The sequence below is a fragment of the Paracoccus rhizosphaerae genome (genome assembly GCF_026162645.1).
GTDB lineage: Bacteria > Pseudomonadota > Alphaproteobacteria > Rhodobacterales > Rhodobacteraceae > Paracoccus > Paracoccus rhizosphaerae.
Map to the genome: position 1 here is coordinate 48,796 of NZ_JAOTBE010000009.1, position 14,638 is coordinate 63,433.

General features: G+C 64.9%; 13 protein-coding genes. 12 read left to right on the plus strand and 1 reads right to left on the minus strand.

The genetic code is table 11. The features are described 5' to 3' along the window. The first annotated feature begins 186 nt into the window (after positions 1-186). Positions 187-747 carry a hypothetical protein gene (locus OC184_RS05675; protein ID WP_265506213.1) on the plus strand — a complete coding sequence of 187 codons (561 nt, stop codon included), beginning with the start codon at positions 187-189 and terminating at the stop codon, positions 745-747. A gap of 4 nt (positions 748-751) precedes the next feature. On the opposite strand, the gene OC184_RS05680 is transcribed toward OC184_RS05675, so the two are convergent. After that, the gene (locus OC184_RS05680; protein WP_265506214.1) at positions 752-1,609 is read right to left on the minus strand and encodes a prephenate dehydratase; all 858 of its coding nucleotides are present in this window, start codon (positions 1,607-1,609) and stop codon (positions 752-754) included. A 121-nt stretch (positions 1,610-1,730) separates the two neighbouring features. On the opposite strand from OC184_RS05680, the gene OC184_RS05685 reads away from it, so the two are divergent. The 11 genes from OC184_RS05685 (at position 1,731) to OC184_RS05735 (ending at position 14,610) form a co-directional block, all read left to right on the plus strand. Then, on the plus strand, positions 1,731-2,273 hold the full coding sequence (locus OC184_RS05685) for a c-type cytochrome (RefSeq protein WP_265506215.1): 543 nt from the start codon (positions 1,731-1,733) through the stop codon (positions 2,271-2,273). 152 nt (positions 2,274-2,425) lie between these two features. Beyond that, positions 2,426-4,312, plus strand: a complete 1,887-nt coding sequence (locus tag OC184_RS05690) for an extracellular solute-binding protein (RefSeq protein ID WP_265506216.1) — start codon at positions 2,426-2,428, stop codon at positions 4,310-4,312. Between the two features lie 97 nt (positions 4,313-4,409). Further along, positions 4,410-5,489, plus strand: a complete 1,080-nt coding sequence (locus tag OC184_RS05695) for a microcin C ABC transporter permease YejB (protein WP_265506217.1) — start codon at positions 4,410-4,412, stop codon at positions 5,487-5,489. Then, positions 5,489-6,592, plus strand: a complete 1,104-nt coding sequence (locus OC184_RS05700; RefSeq protein ID WP_265506218.1) for an ABC transporter permease — start codon at positions 5,489-5,491, stop codon at positions 6,590-6,592. The genes OC184_RS05695 and OC184_RS05700 overlap by 1 nt, the downstream gene beginning before the upstream one ends. Continuing rightward, positions 6,589-8,316, plus strand: a complete 1,728-nt coding sequence (locus OC184_RS05705) for an ABC transporter ATP-binding protein (RefSeq protein WP_265506219.1) — start codon at positions 6,589-6,591, stop codon at positions 8,314-8,316. Before OC184_RS05700 ends, OC184_RS05705 begins: the two co-directional genes overlap by 4 nt. Continuing rightward, a complete protein-coding gene (locus tag OC184_RS05710) occupies positions 8,316-9,539 on the plus strand; it encodes a glycosyltransferase family 4 protein (RefSeq protein ID WP_265506220.1) in 1,224 nt (407 codons plus the stop codon). Before OC184_RS05705 ends, OC184_RS05710 begins: the two co-directional genes overlap by 1 nt. Before the next feature lie 31 nt (positions 9,540-9,570). Further along, positions 9,571-10,980 carry a cysteine--tRNA ligase gene (gene cysS / locus OC184_RS05715; protein WP_265506221.1) on the plus strand — a complete coding sequence of 470 codons (1,410 nt, stop codon included), beginning with the start codon at positions 9,571-9,573 and terminating at the stop codon, positions 10,978-10,980. Further along, positions 10,977-11,747, plus strand: coding sequence for a squalene/phytoene synthase family protein (locus OC184_RS05720; protein WP_265506222.1), 771 nt, complete (start codon positions 10,977-10,979; stop codon positions 11,745-11,747). Before cysS ends, OC184_RS05720 begins: the two co-directional genes overlap by 4 nt. Before the next feature lie 78 nt (positions 11,748-11,825). Beyond that, entirely contained in the window at positions 11,826-12,692 is an 867-nt protein-coding gene (locus OC184_RS05725; RefSeq protein ID WP_265506223.1) for an ABC transporter permease, read from the plus strand. Then, complete coding sequence (locus OC184_RS05730) at positions 12,689-13,501, plus strand: ABC transporter permease (protein ID WP_265506224.1); 813 nt, start codon at positions 12,689-12,691, stop codon at positions 13,499-13,501. The genes OC184_RS05725 and OC184_RS05730 overlap by 4 nt, the downstream gene beginning before the upstream one ends. Before the next feature lie 8 nt (positions 13,502-13,509). Further along, positions 13,510-14,610 (plus strand): ABC transporter ATP-binding protein, encoded by a 1,101-nt coding sequence (locus OC184_RS05735; protein WP_265506241.1) that lies wholly within the window; start codon positions 13,510-13,512, stop codon positions 14,608-14,610. The last annotated feature ends 28 nt before the right edge of the window (positions 14,611-14,638 follow it).

A 14,638-nucleotide genomic window follows, 5' to 3' on the forward strand; every position in this document is an offset into this window, starting at 1 on the left:
GATTGCCCACATACGGCCAATTTGTTCCAGAGTTAGCGTAGCAAGTAAGGAAACAACAACCCAAGATTGCGATTCAGGAAATTTTGCATGGATAGCGGGTGGAAATCGAGTTAATCTTAAATAGTATTACAAGACGCCAACGCCGATGTGTCTCATTGATGACCCTGCGGCGAGCGAGGGCTAGGAATGCTGACGACCTGGTTGAACACGAATGCAGATTTGGACTATCAGCCCGGAGAGGTTCCCGGACCCCAGGACTCCTCGAGCAAGGTCGGCGGGTTGTTACGAATGAAGTTCTCGACACGCATTGACGGCGACCTTCCGGCTGAAAAGATGTTTCAGGCGATCGGCGATTTCACCGCGCTCGAGCGGCTGCTGATCGGGCGGGGCGCCAGCGTCGCGCGGATCGACCCCGCGAGGGAGCCGGGAATTGGCATGGGCTGGAACATCGGCTTCGATTGGCGCGGCCGTGCGCGCAGCCTGCGGCTGGCGGTGACGCGGTTCGATCGTCCGGAACTGGTGACGATGGTCGGCCGGTCCGAGGCGATCGACGTCGCCGTGAACGCGACCGTTGTCGCGTTGAGCCGCGCGAAGTCCCGCCTGATCTTCGAGACCGAGGTTCGCCCACGGAACATGAAGGCGCGGCTGATGCTGCAGACGGCCAAGTTGGGCAAGGCGCAGCTGGACCGCCGCTATCACCGCCGGATCCGCGAATTCGTCGACCAGATGAGCGGAGAGGGCGCCTGACCCTTCAGTTGGGTTCGCCCTGCCGCTGCGTTTCCCTCAGGGGATCGGCGGGATACACTCCCAGCACGTTCAGGCTCGAGGTGAAATAGGACAGCTCGTCCATCGCCAGCCGCACGTTGGCGTCCTCGGGATGCCCCTCGATATCGGCATAGAACTGCGTCGCCGTGAAGACGCCATCGACCATGTAGCTTTCCAGCTTTGTCATGTTGACGCCGTTCGTGGCAAAGCCGCCCATCGCCTTGTAGAGCGCCGCCGGGATGTTCCGGACGCGGAAGACGAAACTGGTCAGCATCCGTTCCGACCGACGGCTGAAGTCGGGGTCGCACGACATGATCAGGAACCGCGTCGTGTTGTTCTGGCGGTCCTCGATCTTGTCCGCCAGGCGGTCGAGGCCATAGATCTCGCCCGCCAGGGGCGCAGCCAGGGCCGCCAGCGACGCTATGCCGCGCTGCGCCACGTCCTTGGCGGAACCGGCAGTGTCGGCACCTGTCACCGGGTGGATCCCATGGCGGCGCAGGAAGCCGCGGCACTGGCCTAGAAGGACGGTATGGCTCATTGCCTCGCGCACCTCCTCCAGCCGAGTGCCGGGCACGGCCAGCAGGCTGATATGGACGCGCACGAACGCCTCGTCCACGATGTGCAGGCCAGATTCGGGCAGCAAATGATGGATATCGGCGACGCGGCCATAGGTCGAATTCTCGACCGGCAGCATCGCCAGATCGGCGTCATGGCTGCGCACGGCCTCGATCACATCCTCGAAGGTGCGGCAGGGCAGGGGCTCCATGTCGGGGCGCGCCTTGCGACAGGCCTCATGGCTGTAGGCGCCCGGTTCACCTTGGAAGGCAATGCGATTCGTGGTCATGGCGCGGCCCCGTAAGTTCGAATTTTGAGCGTGCCGGGGTAACTACACCTTGATCCTGCAAAGCGAAAGCGGATACATACCGCTCGACTTGACGAGCTTACCAAGGCGGGAACCGCACGCGATGTTCAACACCATGACCCTGACCAAGGCAGCCGGAGCCTTCATTGGCGCGCTGCTGTTCCTGATGCTGGCCAACTGGGGCGCCACCGCGCTGTTCCACGTTGGCCCGACCGGCCACGGCGGGGGTCATGGCGAGGAAGAGATCACGCAGGCCTATACGATCCCGGTGCCCGAAACGGCCGAAGGCGGTGCCGAGGAAGCGCCCGAGATCAACTTTGAAGAGCTGATGGCTTCGGCCGACGCCGCAGCGGGCGAACGCGAATGGGCCAAGTGCCGGTCCTGCCACGCACTGGACGGCAGCGACGGCGTCGGCCCGCATCTGAATGGCGTTGTCGGCCGCGAAGTCGCCAGCGTTGCGGGCTTCGGCTATACCGACGCGATGGTCGCACACGCTGCGGAGGCTCCGGTCTGGGATCCCAATGCCATCCAGCACTTCATCGAAAACCCTCGAGGCGTCGTGCCCGGTACCGCGATGAGCTTTGCAGGCCTCAAGGACCCGCAGGCACGCGCCAACCTCATCGCCTACCTGCAGTCGAACTCCTGATTGCTGTCCACCGAATGAGAGGGCGTCGCCAATAGGGCGGCGCCTTTTTGCATGGCGCCACCCCGCGAAGATCGCCCGACGCTCACGAAAACGCGGCTTGAGGGGCGGGGGCTGCTGGCCTAGCCTGCGGCAACGTCAGAAGGAGCCTGCCCATGCGACACGCCACCCTGTCCGCCGCCATTCTTGCCGCTCTGGCCGTTGCGGGTCAGGCCGCCGCGCAGGATGATCCTGCCCCCGCCCGCAGCAGCGAGGAAGGCAGTGTCATCACGGCCCATGGCGTCTCGATCTTCGACGAGCTGGCGCTGCCAGCGGATTTCGAACACCTGCCATACGTGAATCCTGACGCGCCGAAGGGGGGCGAGATCTCTCAGTCGATCCCGAACTCCAGCGGCTTCGACAATTACAATCCCTTCACCTTCCGCGGCCGGGCGGCGGCGCTGTCCACGATCATGTTGGAGACGGTGCTGACCGCGCCCGCCAACGAAGTCGGCGCGGCCTATTGCCTGCTCTGCGAGACGATCGAGTACCCGGAGAGCCGTGACTGGGTGATCTTCAACCTGCGCCCCGAGGCGACGTTCAGCGACGGCACGCCACTGACCGCGCATGACGTGCTGTTCAGCTATGAGACGCTGCGCGACAAGGGACTGTCCAGCTTTCGCACCGTCATCGGACAGCAGGTCGCCAAGGCCGAGGTGCTGGACGGCCACCGCATCCGCTTCGACTTCACGCCCGACTACCCGCGCCGCGACCTCATCCAGTCGGTCGGCAGCCTGCCGGTCTTCAGCCGGGCCGATTTCGAGGCCAACGACCGCGATCTGGAACAGACGATGCAGGTGCCGTTCGTCGGGTCAGGGCCTTACGTCTTCGACAGCGCCGATTTGAACCGCAACGTCAGCTATCGCCGCGATCCGGACTACTGGGGCGCCGACCTGCCGATCAATCGCGGGCGGTTCAACTTCGACCGCATCCGCTATGAGTACTTTTCGGACTACGACGCGGCGTTCGAGGCCTTCAAGGCCGGCGAATACACCTTCCGACGTGAGGTCAGCAGCATCATCTGGGCCACGCGCTATGATTTTCCGGCCGTCCAGAACGGCTGGGTCAAGATGGAAACGCTGCCCGACGGCAACATCGCCTCGGGGCAGGGCTGGGTGCTGAACCTGCGCAAGCCCAAGTTCCAGGACCCGCGCGTCCGCGAGGCGATCGGCCTGGCCTTCAATTTCGAATGGTCGAACGAGTCGCTGTTCTACGGTCTATACGACCGCGTTGACAGCTTCTGGGAAAACAGCGAGCTGGAGGCGTCCGGTCCGCCCTCGGAGGCTGAGCTGGCGCTTTTGGAACCTTTGGCCGCCGACCTGCCAGAGGGGATCCTGACCGATGAGGTCGTGACCGCGCCCGAAAGTGGTGCCCGCCAGACCGACCGCCAGAACCTACGCCGCGCGGCGGCGCTTTTGGAGGAGGCAGGCTGGGTCACCGGCTCTGACGGTCTTCGCCGGAACGAAGCGGGCCAGGTCCTGACGCTCGAGATCCTGAATGACAGCCAGACTTTCGACCGTGTGATCAACCCCTTCGTCGAAAACCTTCGCGCACTTGGCATCGACGCCCGCAACTCTCGCGTGGACAATGCCGAATACGAGAACCGCCGCCGCAGCTTCGATTTCGACATGATCGGCGACCATCTGGGCCAGTCGGAAATTCCGGGGGCGGGGTTGCAGCAGTATTTCGGCTCGGCCAATGTCGGCGATGTCTTCAACTCCATGGGCCTGGCCAATCCCGCCGTCGATGCACTGATCACCCAGGTTGAAGAGGCCGAGACGCAGGAGGAACTGACGACGCGTGTCCATGCGCTGGATCGCGCGCTGCGCAGCCTGCATTTCTGGGTGCCGCAATGGTACAACGCCAATCACCTCGTCGCTTATTACGACATGTTCGGCCGCCCCGAGGAACTGCCCCCTTACGCCTTGGGCGAACTGGATTTCTGGTGGTACGACGAGGAAAAGGCCGAGGCCCTGCGCGCGGCTGGCGCCCTGCGGAACTGAGCTTGATTTCCGGGCTGGGATTGCCGACAAGGCGCATCAACCAGACGGGGCCGGCAAGGCCCCCGTATTCCCGCCAGGGCGGCAGAGGGGCAGGCTGATGGGCGCCTATATCCTGCGGCGATTGCTGCTGATCATCCCGACCTTGATCGGCATCATGCTGGTCAACTTCACGCTGACGCAGTTCGTGCCCGGCGGCCCTATCGAGCAGATCGCCGCGCAGATCCAGGGCGAAGGCGACGCCTTCCGCAACATCTCGGGCGGCGGCGCCGAGGCAGGACAGCAGGCCGCGCCTTCCGGCTATGAAGGCGCGCAAGGCCTCCCGCCCGAGTTCATCGCCCAGCTGGAAAAGGAGTTCGGCTTCGACAAGCCGCCGGTCGAGCGCTTCCTGACCATGCTCTGGAACTATCTGCGGTTCGATTTCGGCACATCGTGGTTCCGGTCCGTCAGCGTCGTCGACCTAGTCATCGAGAAGATGCCCGTGTCGATCACCCTTGGCCTGTGGTCCACCGTCATCGCCTATGTGATCTCGATCCCGCTCGGCATCCGGAAGGCGACGCGGGACGGGACGCGCTTTGATACCTGGACCTCGGGCGTAATCATCATGGCTTATGCGATCCCGGCCTTCCTGTTCGCGGTCATGCTGATGGTGCTGTTCGCTGGCGGCAGCTATTGGCAGATCTTCCCTCTGCGCGGCCTAACCAGCGACAACTTCGCCGACCTCTCCACCTGGGGCAAGATCAAAAACTATGCCTGGCACGCCACCCTTCCGGTTCTGGCGGCCACGATCAGCAGCTTTGCCACGCTGACGCTGCTGACCAAGAACAGCTTTCTGGACGAGATCAACAAGCAATACGTGATGACCGCCCGCGCCAAGGGCCTGGCGGAACGGCGCGTTCTTTACGGCCACGTCTTCCGCAACGCCATGCTGATCGTGATCGCGGGCTTTCCGGCGATGTTCCTGGGCGTCTTCTTCGGGTCGTCGATCCTGATCGAGACGATCTTCTCGCTGGACGGCCTCGGCCGGCTGGGGTTCGAGGCGGCGGTCCAGCGCGACTATCCGGTGATCTTCGGCACGCTCTACGTCTTTGGCCTGCTGTCGCTGGTGGTCGGCATCCTGTCTGACCTGATGTATGTCTTCGTCGATCCCCGCATCGACTTCGAGAAGAGGGCCGGCTGATGGCGATGTCGGAACTGAACCGCCGCCGCTGGCGCAACTTCCGCCGCAACGGCCGTGCCTTCTGGTCGCTGGTGATCTTCAGCGTGCTGTTCGTCGTCGCCATGTTTGCCGAGGTGGTTGCCAACGACAAGCCCATTGTCGTCAGCTATCGCGGCGAACTGTACTGGCCCGCCTATAACTTCTACCCCGAAACCGCCTTCGGCGGCGATTTCGGGACCGAGGCGATCTATCGCGACCCGGCGGTCCAGTGCCTGATCGTGTCGGGCGGCAGCCAGGACTGCTGGGACGACCCCGAGGGGCTGGTCGAGGCCATTGACACCGGCACCAGCGACATTCCAAAGGCCGAGCAGGGCTGGATGATCTGGCCGCCGATCCCCTATCACTACCGCACCATCAACAATGTGGGCACCGCGCCAAGCGCACCCGATGCGGCGCATTGGCTGGGCACCGACGACACGGCACGGGACGTCCTGGCGCGGGTGATCTACGGGTTCCGTACCTCGATCCTGTTCACGCTGATCGTGACGGTCATCGCATCCACCATCGGCATCGCGGCGGGGGCGATCCAGGGCTATTTCGGCGGACGCACGGACCTGGTGTTCCAGCGGGTGCTGGAGATCTGGGCCTCGACCCCTGGCCTCTACGTCATCATCATCCTCTTCGCTATCCTGGGACGCAGCTTCTGGCTGCTGGTCTTCGTGACGATCCTGTTCGGCTGGCCGGCGTTGGTGGGGGTCGTCAGGGCGGAATTCCTGCGGGCGCGGAACTTCGAATATGTCCGGGCCGCCCGTGCGCTTGGCGTCAGCGACCGCAAGATCATGTTCCGCCATATCCTGCCCAACGCGATGGTCGCGACGCTGACCATGCTGCCCTTCGTGGTGACCGGCACGATCAGCGGCCTCGCGGCGCTGGATTACCTTGGCTACGGCCTGCCGGCAGGGTCTGCTTCACTTGGGGAGATGGCGTTGCAGGCCAAGCAGAACCTGCAGGCGCCTTGGCTGGCCTTTACGGCCTTCTTCACCTTTGCGATCATGCTGTCGCTGCTGGTGTTCATCTTCGAGGGCGTGCGCGACGCCTTCGACCCGCGAAAGACCTTCCGATGAGTCGCCCTGACGACAAGGGTACGCTGCCGCCCACGGTGCTGATGCCCGCCGCCCCAGCCGCCGCGCACGAAGATCATGGCCCCGGCGTGCCGGGCCATCCTGAGGCTCATCCCGCAGCGGTTCCCGCCCCGCCCGCCGATGCGGTGCTGGACGTGCGCGACCTTCGCATCGGCTTTCGCGCCGAGGGGCGGCTTATCCCCGCCGTCAAGGGCGTCAGCTTCCATATCAGCCGAGGGGAGACGGTCGCCCTGGTCGGCGAATCCGGGTCCGGCAAGTCGATCACCGCGCTCTCCACTGTGCAGCTTCTGGGCGCCTCGGCGGTGGTCGAGGGCTCCGTACGCTATGACGGGCAAGAGATGGTAGGCGCCCCGGAGCGCACGCTTCGACGCATCAGGGGCAACGACATCAGCTTCATCTTCCAAGAGCCGATGACCTCGCTGAACCCGCTGCACACGCTGGAAAAGCAGCTGTCGGAAAGCCTGGCGCTGCACCAGGGCCTGACCGGCGCCAAGGCGCGGACGCGGATCGTCGAACTGCTGACCCGCGTCGGCATCCGCGACCCGGAAAGCCGGCTGGCGGATTACCCGCACCAGCTGTCAGGGGGGCAGCGCCAGCGCGTGATGATCGCCATGGCGCTGGCCAACGGTCCCGACCTGCTGATCGCCGACGAACCCACGACCGCCCTGGATGTCACCATTCAGGCGCAGATCCTGGAGCTGCTTGCGGAGCTGAAGGCCGCTGAGGGCCTGTCGATGCTGTTCATCAGCCATGACCTGGGCATCGTACGACGCATCGCCGACCGCGTCTGCGTCATGAAGGACGGAGCGATCGTTGAGCAGGGGCCTGTCGATCAGATCTTCAGCGATCCGCGCCACCCATATACGCAGAAGCTGCTGCACGCAGAGCCGCAGGGGCGGGCCGAACCCGTGGCCCCCGACGCGCCGGTGTTGGTCGAGACGCGCGACCTGAAGGTCTGGTTCCCGATTCAGCGCGGACTGCTGCGCCGCACCGTCGGCCATGTGAAGGCCGTGAACGGGGCGAGCCTGTCGCTGCGCGCGGGTGAAACACTTGGCATCGTGGGCGAATCCGGTAGCGGCAAGACTACGCTGGCACTGGCGATCATGCGGCTGATCGACAGCGACGGCCCGATCCTCTTCATGGGGCAGGACATCCAGGGCTGGGGCGGCGCGCAGCTGCGCCGGCTGCGCCGCGACATGCAGATCGTGTTCCAGGACCCCTATGGCAGCCTCTCGCCCCGCATGACGGTCGAACAGATCATCACCGAAGGCCTAGGCGTCCACGGCATCGACAAGTCGCGCGACCGCCGACAGCTGGTCATGGACATCATGTCCGAGGTCGGCCTGAACCCCGACATGATGCACCGCTATCCGCACGAATTCAGCGGCGGCCAGCGCCAGCGCATCGCGATCGCCCGCGCGATGATCCTGCGCCCCAAGGTCGTCGTTCTGGACGAACCCACCAGCGCACTGGACATGACTGTTCAGGTCCAGATTGTGGACCTGCTGCGCGACCTGCAGCGCCGGCACGGTCTGGCCTTCCTGTTCATCAGCCATGACCTGCGAGTTGTCCGAGCGATGGCCCATCACATCATGGTCATGCGTGCAGGTGAGGTGGTCGAGCAGGGCGGAGTGACGCAGATCTTCCAGACGCCGCAGCAGGACTATACCCGCGCACTTCTTCGGGCGGCCTTTCCGGACGCGTGATGAAGATCCTTTTCGTGCACCAGAACTTCCCGGGGCAGTTCCCGCACCTGGCCCCGGCGCTGGCGGCCCGCGGGCACGAGGTCCTGGCCCTGACCGACGAGAACAACCAGCGGCCAAGCCCCGTCACGACGCTGCGGTACAAGGCGCCGGGGACGGTCCAGACGGACAGCGCACTTGGCCGCACCTTCTCTCAGGTCGCCGAGCGCGGTCTTCTGGCAGCGCGTGGGGCGCGGGCACTGCGGGACCGCCATGGGTTCCACCCCGACGTCATCATCGGCCACCCGGGCTGGGGCGAGACGCTGTTCCTGAAAGAGATCTGGCCCCAGGCAACGCTGCTGGTCTATGCCGAACTGATGTACCGCACGCGCGGCCACGATGTCGGCTTCGACCCCGAGATCAGTCCGGACCGCGACGAATCGCGGTTCATGACCGTCGCTCGATCGGCGCACCTGATCCAAGGGATCGTCCAGGCGGATGCGGCCATCGCGCCGACCCGCTACCAGGCCGACAGCTTTCCACCCGAGCTGCGCGGCAAGATCACTGTCATCCACGACGGCATCGACACCTCGGCCGTCGCGCCAGATCCGTCGGCGCGGCTTTCGTTGCCCGACGGGCGTGTTCTTCGGGCGGGGGACGAGGTTCTCAGCTTCGTGTCCCGGTCGTTGGAACCCTATCGCGGCTTTCACGTTTTCATGCGTGCGCTGCCGCGGGTGCTGGCGGAGCGTCCCGATGCTCAGGTGGTTCTGGTCGGGGCCGAGGGCATCAGCTATGGCAGCAAGCCCAAGGACGCCGACAGCTGGAAGCAGAAGATGCTGGCTGAGGTTGGGGGCAAGCTGGACCTGTCGCGGGTGCATTTTCTGGGTCGTGTGCCCTATGGCGATTATCTGTCGCTGCTGCGGGTGGCGCGCGTCCACTGCTATCTGACCTATCCTTTCGTGCTTTCCTGGTCCCTGACCGAGGCGATGGCGGCGGGGGCCTATGTCGTAGGTTCCGATACGGAGCCCGTGCGCGAACTGATCCGCGATGGCCAGAACGGACGGCTGGTGCCGTTCTTCGACATCCCGGCGCTGTCGTCGGCGCTGGTCCGCGGACTGGCCGAGGACCCCGACGCGCCGGCTATCAGGGCGGCGGCTCGGCAGACGATCATCTCGGGCTATGATCTGCATGCGACCAGCCTGCCACGGCAGATCGCCTGGGTGGAAAGCCGGGGCGCAATGCGCTAAATCCCTGCGACCACACCGAAAGGGGCCCGCGATGGCGCAGATCAGGCTGACCAATACCCGCACCCGCACTAAGGAGGACTTCGTTCCCATCGATGCCGGTAACGTGCGCTTGTACCTGTGTGGACCTACCGTCTATGACCGCGCACATCTGGGAAATGCCCGCCCGGTGCTGGTCTTCGATCTTCTGGTTCGGCTTCTGCGCCATGTTTATGGCGAAGATGCAGTGACTTACGTCAGGAACTTCACCGATGTCGACGACAAGATCAACGCTGAGGCACAGCGCCGCAAGGCTGCTGGACGGGCCGGTACGCTGGAGGAACTGATCGCCGGGCGCAGCGACGAGACCATCGGCTGGTATCATAAGGACATGGACGCGCTCGGGGCGCTGCGTCCCGATCACGAGCCGCGGGCAACTGCCTATATCGGCCAGATGATCGAGATGACGCGTGACCTGATCGCCAAGGGCCACGCCTACGAGGCCGAGGGGCATGTGCTGTTCGACGTGCGGTCGTTCCCCGACTATGGCAAGCTGTCGGGGCGGTCGGTCGACGACATGATCGCGGGGGCGCGGGTCGAGGTTGCGCCCTACAAGCGTGATCCGATGGACTTCGTGCTGTGGAAGCCTTCAGACGCGGATCTGCCGGGCTGGGACAGCCCCTGGGGCCGGGGCCGGCCAGGCTGGCATATAGAGTGCTCGGCCATGTCGGCGGCGCTGCTGGGGCCTAGCTTCGACATCCACGGCGGGGGCATCGACCTGCAGTTTCCACACCACGAGAACGAGATCGCGCAAAGCTGCTGTGCCCATCCCGATGCAGGCTTCGCCAGGGTATGGCTGCACAACGAGATGCTGCAGGTCGAGGGCAAGAAGATGTCCAAGTCGCTTGGCAACTTCTTCACGGTGCGCGACCTGCTGGACCGTGGCGTGCCGGGCGAGGTGATCCGGTTCGTGATGCTGTCGACCCATTACCGCAAGCCGATGGATTGGACCGAGGCCAAGGCGCATGAGGCCGAAGCGGTGCTTCGGCGGTGGCACGGGCTTGTCGGGGGCATCGAGCCCGCGGCAAGCCCGGCGCCCGCCGTCGTCGGCGCGCTCAGCGACGACCTGAACTCTGCGGGCGCGATTGCGGCGTTGCACGAACTTGCGGCCAAGGGGGACGGCGCGTCGCTGCTGGCGTCGGCGAACATGCTGGGGCTGCTGCTGCCGGGAATGGGATCCTGGGCCGAGGCCGGAGATGCGGCGGCGGATCAGATCGCGGCGCTGCTGGAGGCGCGGCTCGCGGCGCGGCAGGCCCGGGATTTCGCGACTGCGGACGCAATCCGCGACGGCTTCGCAGCGGCAGGGGTCGAGGTGAAGGACACGCCGCAGGGGCCCAAGTGGTCGCTGGCCGCAGGCTTCGACGCAGCGCGGTTGGCCGAGCTTGCGAAAGTCTACGGCTCATGACGTTGGAAGCCTGCACCGAAGCCCTGCGCCAGCACGATCCCGACAGGTTCGGCGCGGTTCTGGCGGCAGAGGCGCAGGATCGACCCGCGTTGGCAACGCTTTACGCGATTAACCTCGAAATCGCGCGAACTCCGTTCCAGTCGAACGAGCCGATGCTGAGCGAGATCCGGCTGCAATGGTGGATTGACCGCCTGCAGGAGATGGGCCGCGGTGTGGCGCCGCCGCTGCATGATGTCCTGACGCCACTGTGGGACGCCTGGGGCGAGGATGCCGGCACCTTGGCGACTTTGGCCGAGGCTCGCCACCGGGATTGCGAGCGTCGGCCCTTTGCAACGCTTGCCGAGGTGGTGGATTACGTCGATGCCACTGCCGGAACCTTGATGTGGTCCGCCGCGCGCCGCTGCGGGGTGGCCGAGGGTCAGCGCGACATCGTTGCCCATCAGGCGCGTGGGGCGGGGCTGGCCGCATGGCTTCGGGCACTGCCTCAGTTGCAGGCACTGGGGCTGGGGCTGGGACAACCCGATCCAGCTGACGCAGCGTCGCTTGCAGTGGCCGCGCGCGACGGGCTCCGGCTTGCCGCGCGCCTGCACCGCAAGGTGCCGCGCCGTGCGGCCGCGGCGCTTTATCCCGGCCCGCGCGTGCCCCGCCTGCTGTCCGAGATCATCGCAGGGCGTGTCGATCCGTTCACGGCGACGCCGCAGATCGTGCCGTTCCAGCGCCGGGCATCCCTGGCACGGCTGGCGCTGACGGGGCGCTGGTGGCGCTGAGGGAAAAGTTGCTTTTCCCGCCTGCGCGGCTATGGAAGGAATCGGAAGACCCGGAACGGGCAGCAGGAAAGGGACCGAATGGCCAAGTTCGACGCAGAGGCTAGGGCAGGCCTGTCGCTGATCGCGCCGCCCTTCCTTTATGCTGCGCTGATCCTTGCGGCGCCGATCCTGACGATCCTGGCCTACAGCTTCCTTACCGACGGCTATCTGGAGATCATCGGCGACTTCACCTGGGCGAATTATGCCCAGGTCTTCACCGACCCGATCGTGCGGACCGTCATGCTGCGGTCGCTGATGGTGGCAGCCATCGTGACGCTTGCTACGGTGCTGACGGCGTTTCCGATCGCCTACTATGTCAGCTTTATGGTCAGGCCCGAACGCAAGGCCATGTGGCTGTTCCTGATCACGATTCCCTTCTGGACCAGCTATCTGATCCGAGTGTTTCTGTGGAAGGTGATCCTGGGATATAACGGAGTCGTCAATTCCTCGCTGACCGGGCTTGGCATCATTGACGAGCCGCTGACCTTCATCCTCTATAACGTCAATGCCATCGTCATGACGCTGGCCCATGCCTATGCGCCCTTCGCGATCCTGCCGATCTTCGTGGCGCTGGAAAAGATCGACCGGTCGCTGCTGGAGGCCGGGCGCGACCTGGGCGAAAGCCGGGCGATGACCTTCTGGCGGGTCACGCTGCCTCTGGCGATGCCGGGGGTGATCGCGGCTACGCTGATCGTCTTCATCCCGACCATCGGCGACTATGTCACGCCCGAGGTGATCGGCGGCGGCAAGATCCCGATGATCGCGAACCTGATTCAGGTGCAGATGCTGGCACTGGACAACCGGCCGCTCGGGTCTGCGCTGGCGGTGACGGCAATGGTCATCGTGGCGCTGGTCAGCCTGTTGTTCCTGTTCCTCAACCGACGTTTCCTGAAGGTGCGCCAATGAACCGGTCTGGCCGGGGCCTTCAGGCCTATGCCGTCATCTATCTGCTGTTTCTTTACGCGCCGATCATCCTGCTGCCGCTGTTCGCGTTCAATTCGGGCACGATCATCGCCTTTCCGCTGCAGGGGTTTTCGACCGAATGGTTCCAGGAGATGTGGGCGAACGCGACGCTGCGCCGGGCACTGACGAATTCGCTGACCATCGCCGTGTCGGCATCCGTGCTGGCGACATGCTTCGGCATCTTCGCGGCCCGCGCCTCGACCCGCTTCACGTTCCCCGGCAAGGGCGGCATGATGGGCTTCATCATGCTGCCGATGGTCCTGCCGGAAATCATCGTCGCGATGTCGCTGCTGGTCGTACTGCTGGGTATGGGCGTGCAGCTGTCGCTGCTGACGGTGATCGCGGGGCACACGCTGATCTGCATGCCCTATGCCATCGCGGTACTGTCCACTGCATTTTCTTCGCTGGACCGCAGTCTGGAAGAGGCCGCCTACGACCTGGGTGAGACGAAGTGGAGCGCATTTCGCCTGATAACGCTGCCGCTGGTCATGCCGGGCATCATCAGCGCGCTGCTGATCTCGTTCACGATCAGCCTGGACGAGTTCATCATCGCCTTTTTCCTCGCAGGCAACGAACCGACTCTGCCGACCTATATCTTCAGCCAGCTGCGCTTTCCGCGGGCGATCCCCGTCATCATGGCGCTTGGGACGGTGCTGGTCCTCATCTCGATCGTCCTTCTGGCGATTGGTGAATATTTCCGTCGCCGGGGCAATGCCCGCATCGGCGGCTCGCCTACCGGAGGGTTGCTGTGACCGAGGCCATGATCGCCTGCAAGGGCGTGCACAAGTATTACGGCGACTATCACGCGCTGCGCGGCATCGACCTCACCATCCGGGCTGGAGAGTTCTTTTCGCTGCTGGGCCCGTCCGGCTGTGGCAAGACCACGCTTCTGCGCACCATCGCCGGGTTCGAGGATATCAGCCAGGGCGTCGTCCTGATCGACGGGCGCGACATGGGCGACGTGCCGGCGAACAAGCGCCCGACCAACATGGTGTTCCAGTCATACGCGATCTTTCCGCACCTGACGGTGGCCCAGAACGTGGCCTTCGGCCTGCGCCGCGATCCGCGTTCCAAGGCTGACAAGGCCGCTGCGGTCGAGGAGGCACTGACGATGGTCGGCCTGAAGGGATACGGTGCGCGGTCGGCCCACGCCCTGTCCGGTGGCCAGCGTCAGCGTGTGGCCCTGGCGCGCGCGCTGATCCTCAAGCCCAAGGTGCTGCTGCTGGACGAACCCCTGTCCGCGTTGGACCGCAAGATGCGCGAGCAGATGCAGGTGGAATTGATCAAGCTGCAGCGGCAGGTCGGCATCACCTTCGTCCTGGTCACCCACGACCAGGAGGAGGCGCTGGTCATGTCCGACCGCATCGCCGTCATGTTTGAGGGAGAGATTGCCCAGCTTGACGGTCCCGAGGCGCTGTATGCCCGCCCCGCCACGCGGCGAGTCGCGGATTTCATCGGCGTGATGAACTTCCTGCCCGCGCGCATCCTGTCCGAAAGCGCCAGCACCGTCACGGTTGAGGTGGCGGGCTTGGGCCAGGTGGAACTGCCCGAACGCCAGATCAGCCGCGCCGATCCCGACGACGACGGCCCAATGATCGGGTTCCGCCCGGAAACCATGACGCTGCTTGGCCCTGGCGCCACCCACAGCCAGCCGCGCGAAACCGACGCCACCATCGACGAGGTCGTGTATTACGGCGACATGACCTATTACGACCTGCGGCTGGACGGTGCCGAGGCGCTGGACGGCAAGGCGCGGCCGGTGCGGATCTCCATGCGCAACGTCTTTGGCCGCGACGTGCAAGAGGTCGGCACCCGCACCCGCCTGGCCTGGTCGCCCGGCTCGCTGGTGCTGTTCCGGTGATCTGGCAGGTGTCACGCACCCTTGCGTT

Coding starts and splice junctions, on each gene's coding strand:
- OC184_RS05675 (WP_265506213.1), top strand. CDS start 187: ATGCTGACGACCTGGTTGAACACGAATGCAGATTTGGACTATCAGCCC.
- OC184_RS05680 (WP_265506214.1), bottom strand. CDS start 1,609: ATGACCACGAATCGCATTGCCTTCCAAGGTGAACCGGGCGCCTACAGC.
- OC184_RS05685 (WP_265506215.1), top strand. CDS start 1,731: ATGTTCAACACCATGACCCTGACCAAGGCAGCCGGAGCCTTCATTGGC.
- OC184_RS05690 (WP_265506216.1), top strand. CDS start 2,426: ATGCGACACGCCACCCTGTCCGCCGCCATTCTTGCCGCTCTGGCCGTT.
- OC184_RS05695 (WP_265506217.1), top strand. CDS start 4,410: ATGGGCGCCTATATCCTGCGGCGATTGCTGCTGATCATCCCGACCTTG.
- OC184_RS05700 (WP_265506218.1), top strand. CDS start 5,489: ATGGCGATGTCGGAACTGAACCGCCGCCGCTGGCGCAACTTCCGCCGC.
- OC184_RS05705 (WP_265506219.1), top strand. CDS start 6,589: ATGAGTCGCCCTGACGACAAGGGTACGCTGCCGCCCACGGTGCTGATG.
- OC184_RS05710 (WP_265506220.1), top strand. CDS start 8,316: ATGAAGATCCTTTTCGTGCACCAGAACTTCCCGGGGCAGTTCCCGCAC.
- cysS (WP_265506221.1), top strand. CDS start 9,571: ATGGCGCAGATCAGGCTGACCAATACCCGCACCCGCACTAAGGAGGAC.
- OC184_RS05720 (WP_265506222.1), top strand. CDS start 10,977: ATGACGTTGGAAGCCTGCACCGAAGCCCTGCGCCAGCACGATCCCGAC.
- OC184_RS05725 (WP_265506223.1), top strand. CDS start 11,826: ATGGCCAAGTTCGACGCAGAGGCTAGGGCAGGCCTGTCGCTGATCGCG.
- OC184_RS05730 (WP_265506224.1), top strand. CDS start 12,689: ATGAACCGGTCTGGCCGGGGCCTTCAGGCCTATGCCGTCATCTATCTG.
- OC184_RS05735 (WP_265506241.1), top strand. CDS start 13,510: ATGATCGCCTGCAAGGGCGTGCACAAGTATTACGGCGACTATCACGCG.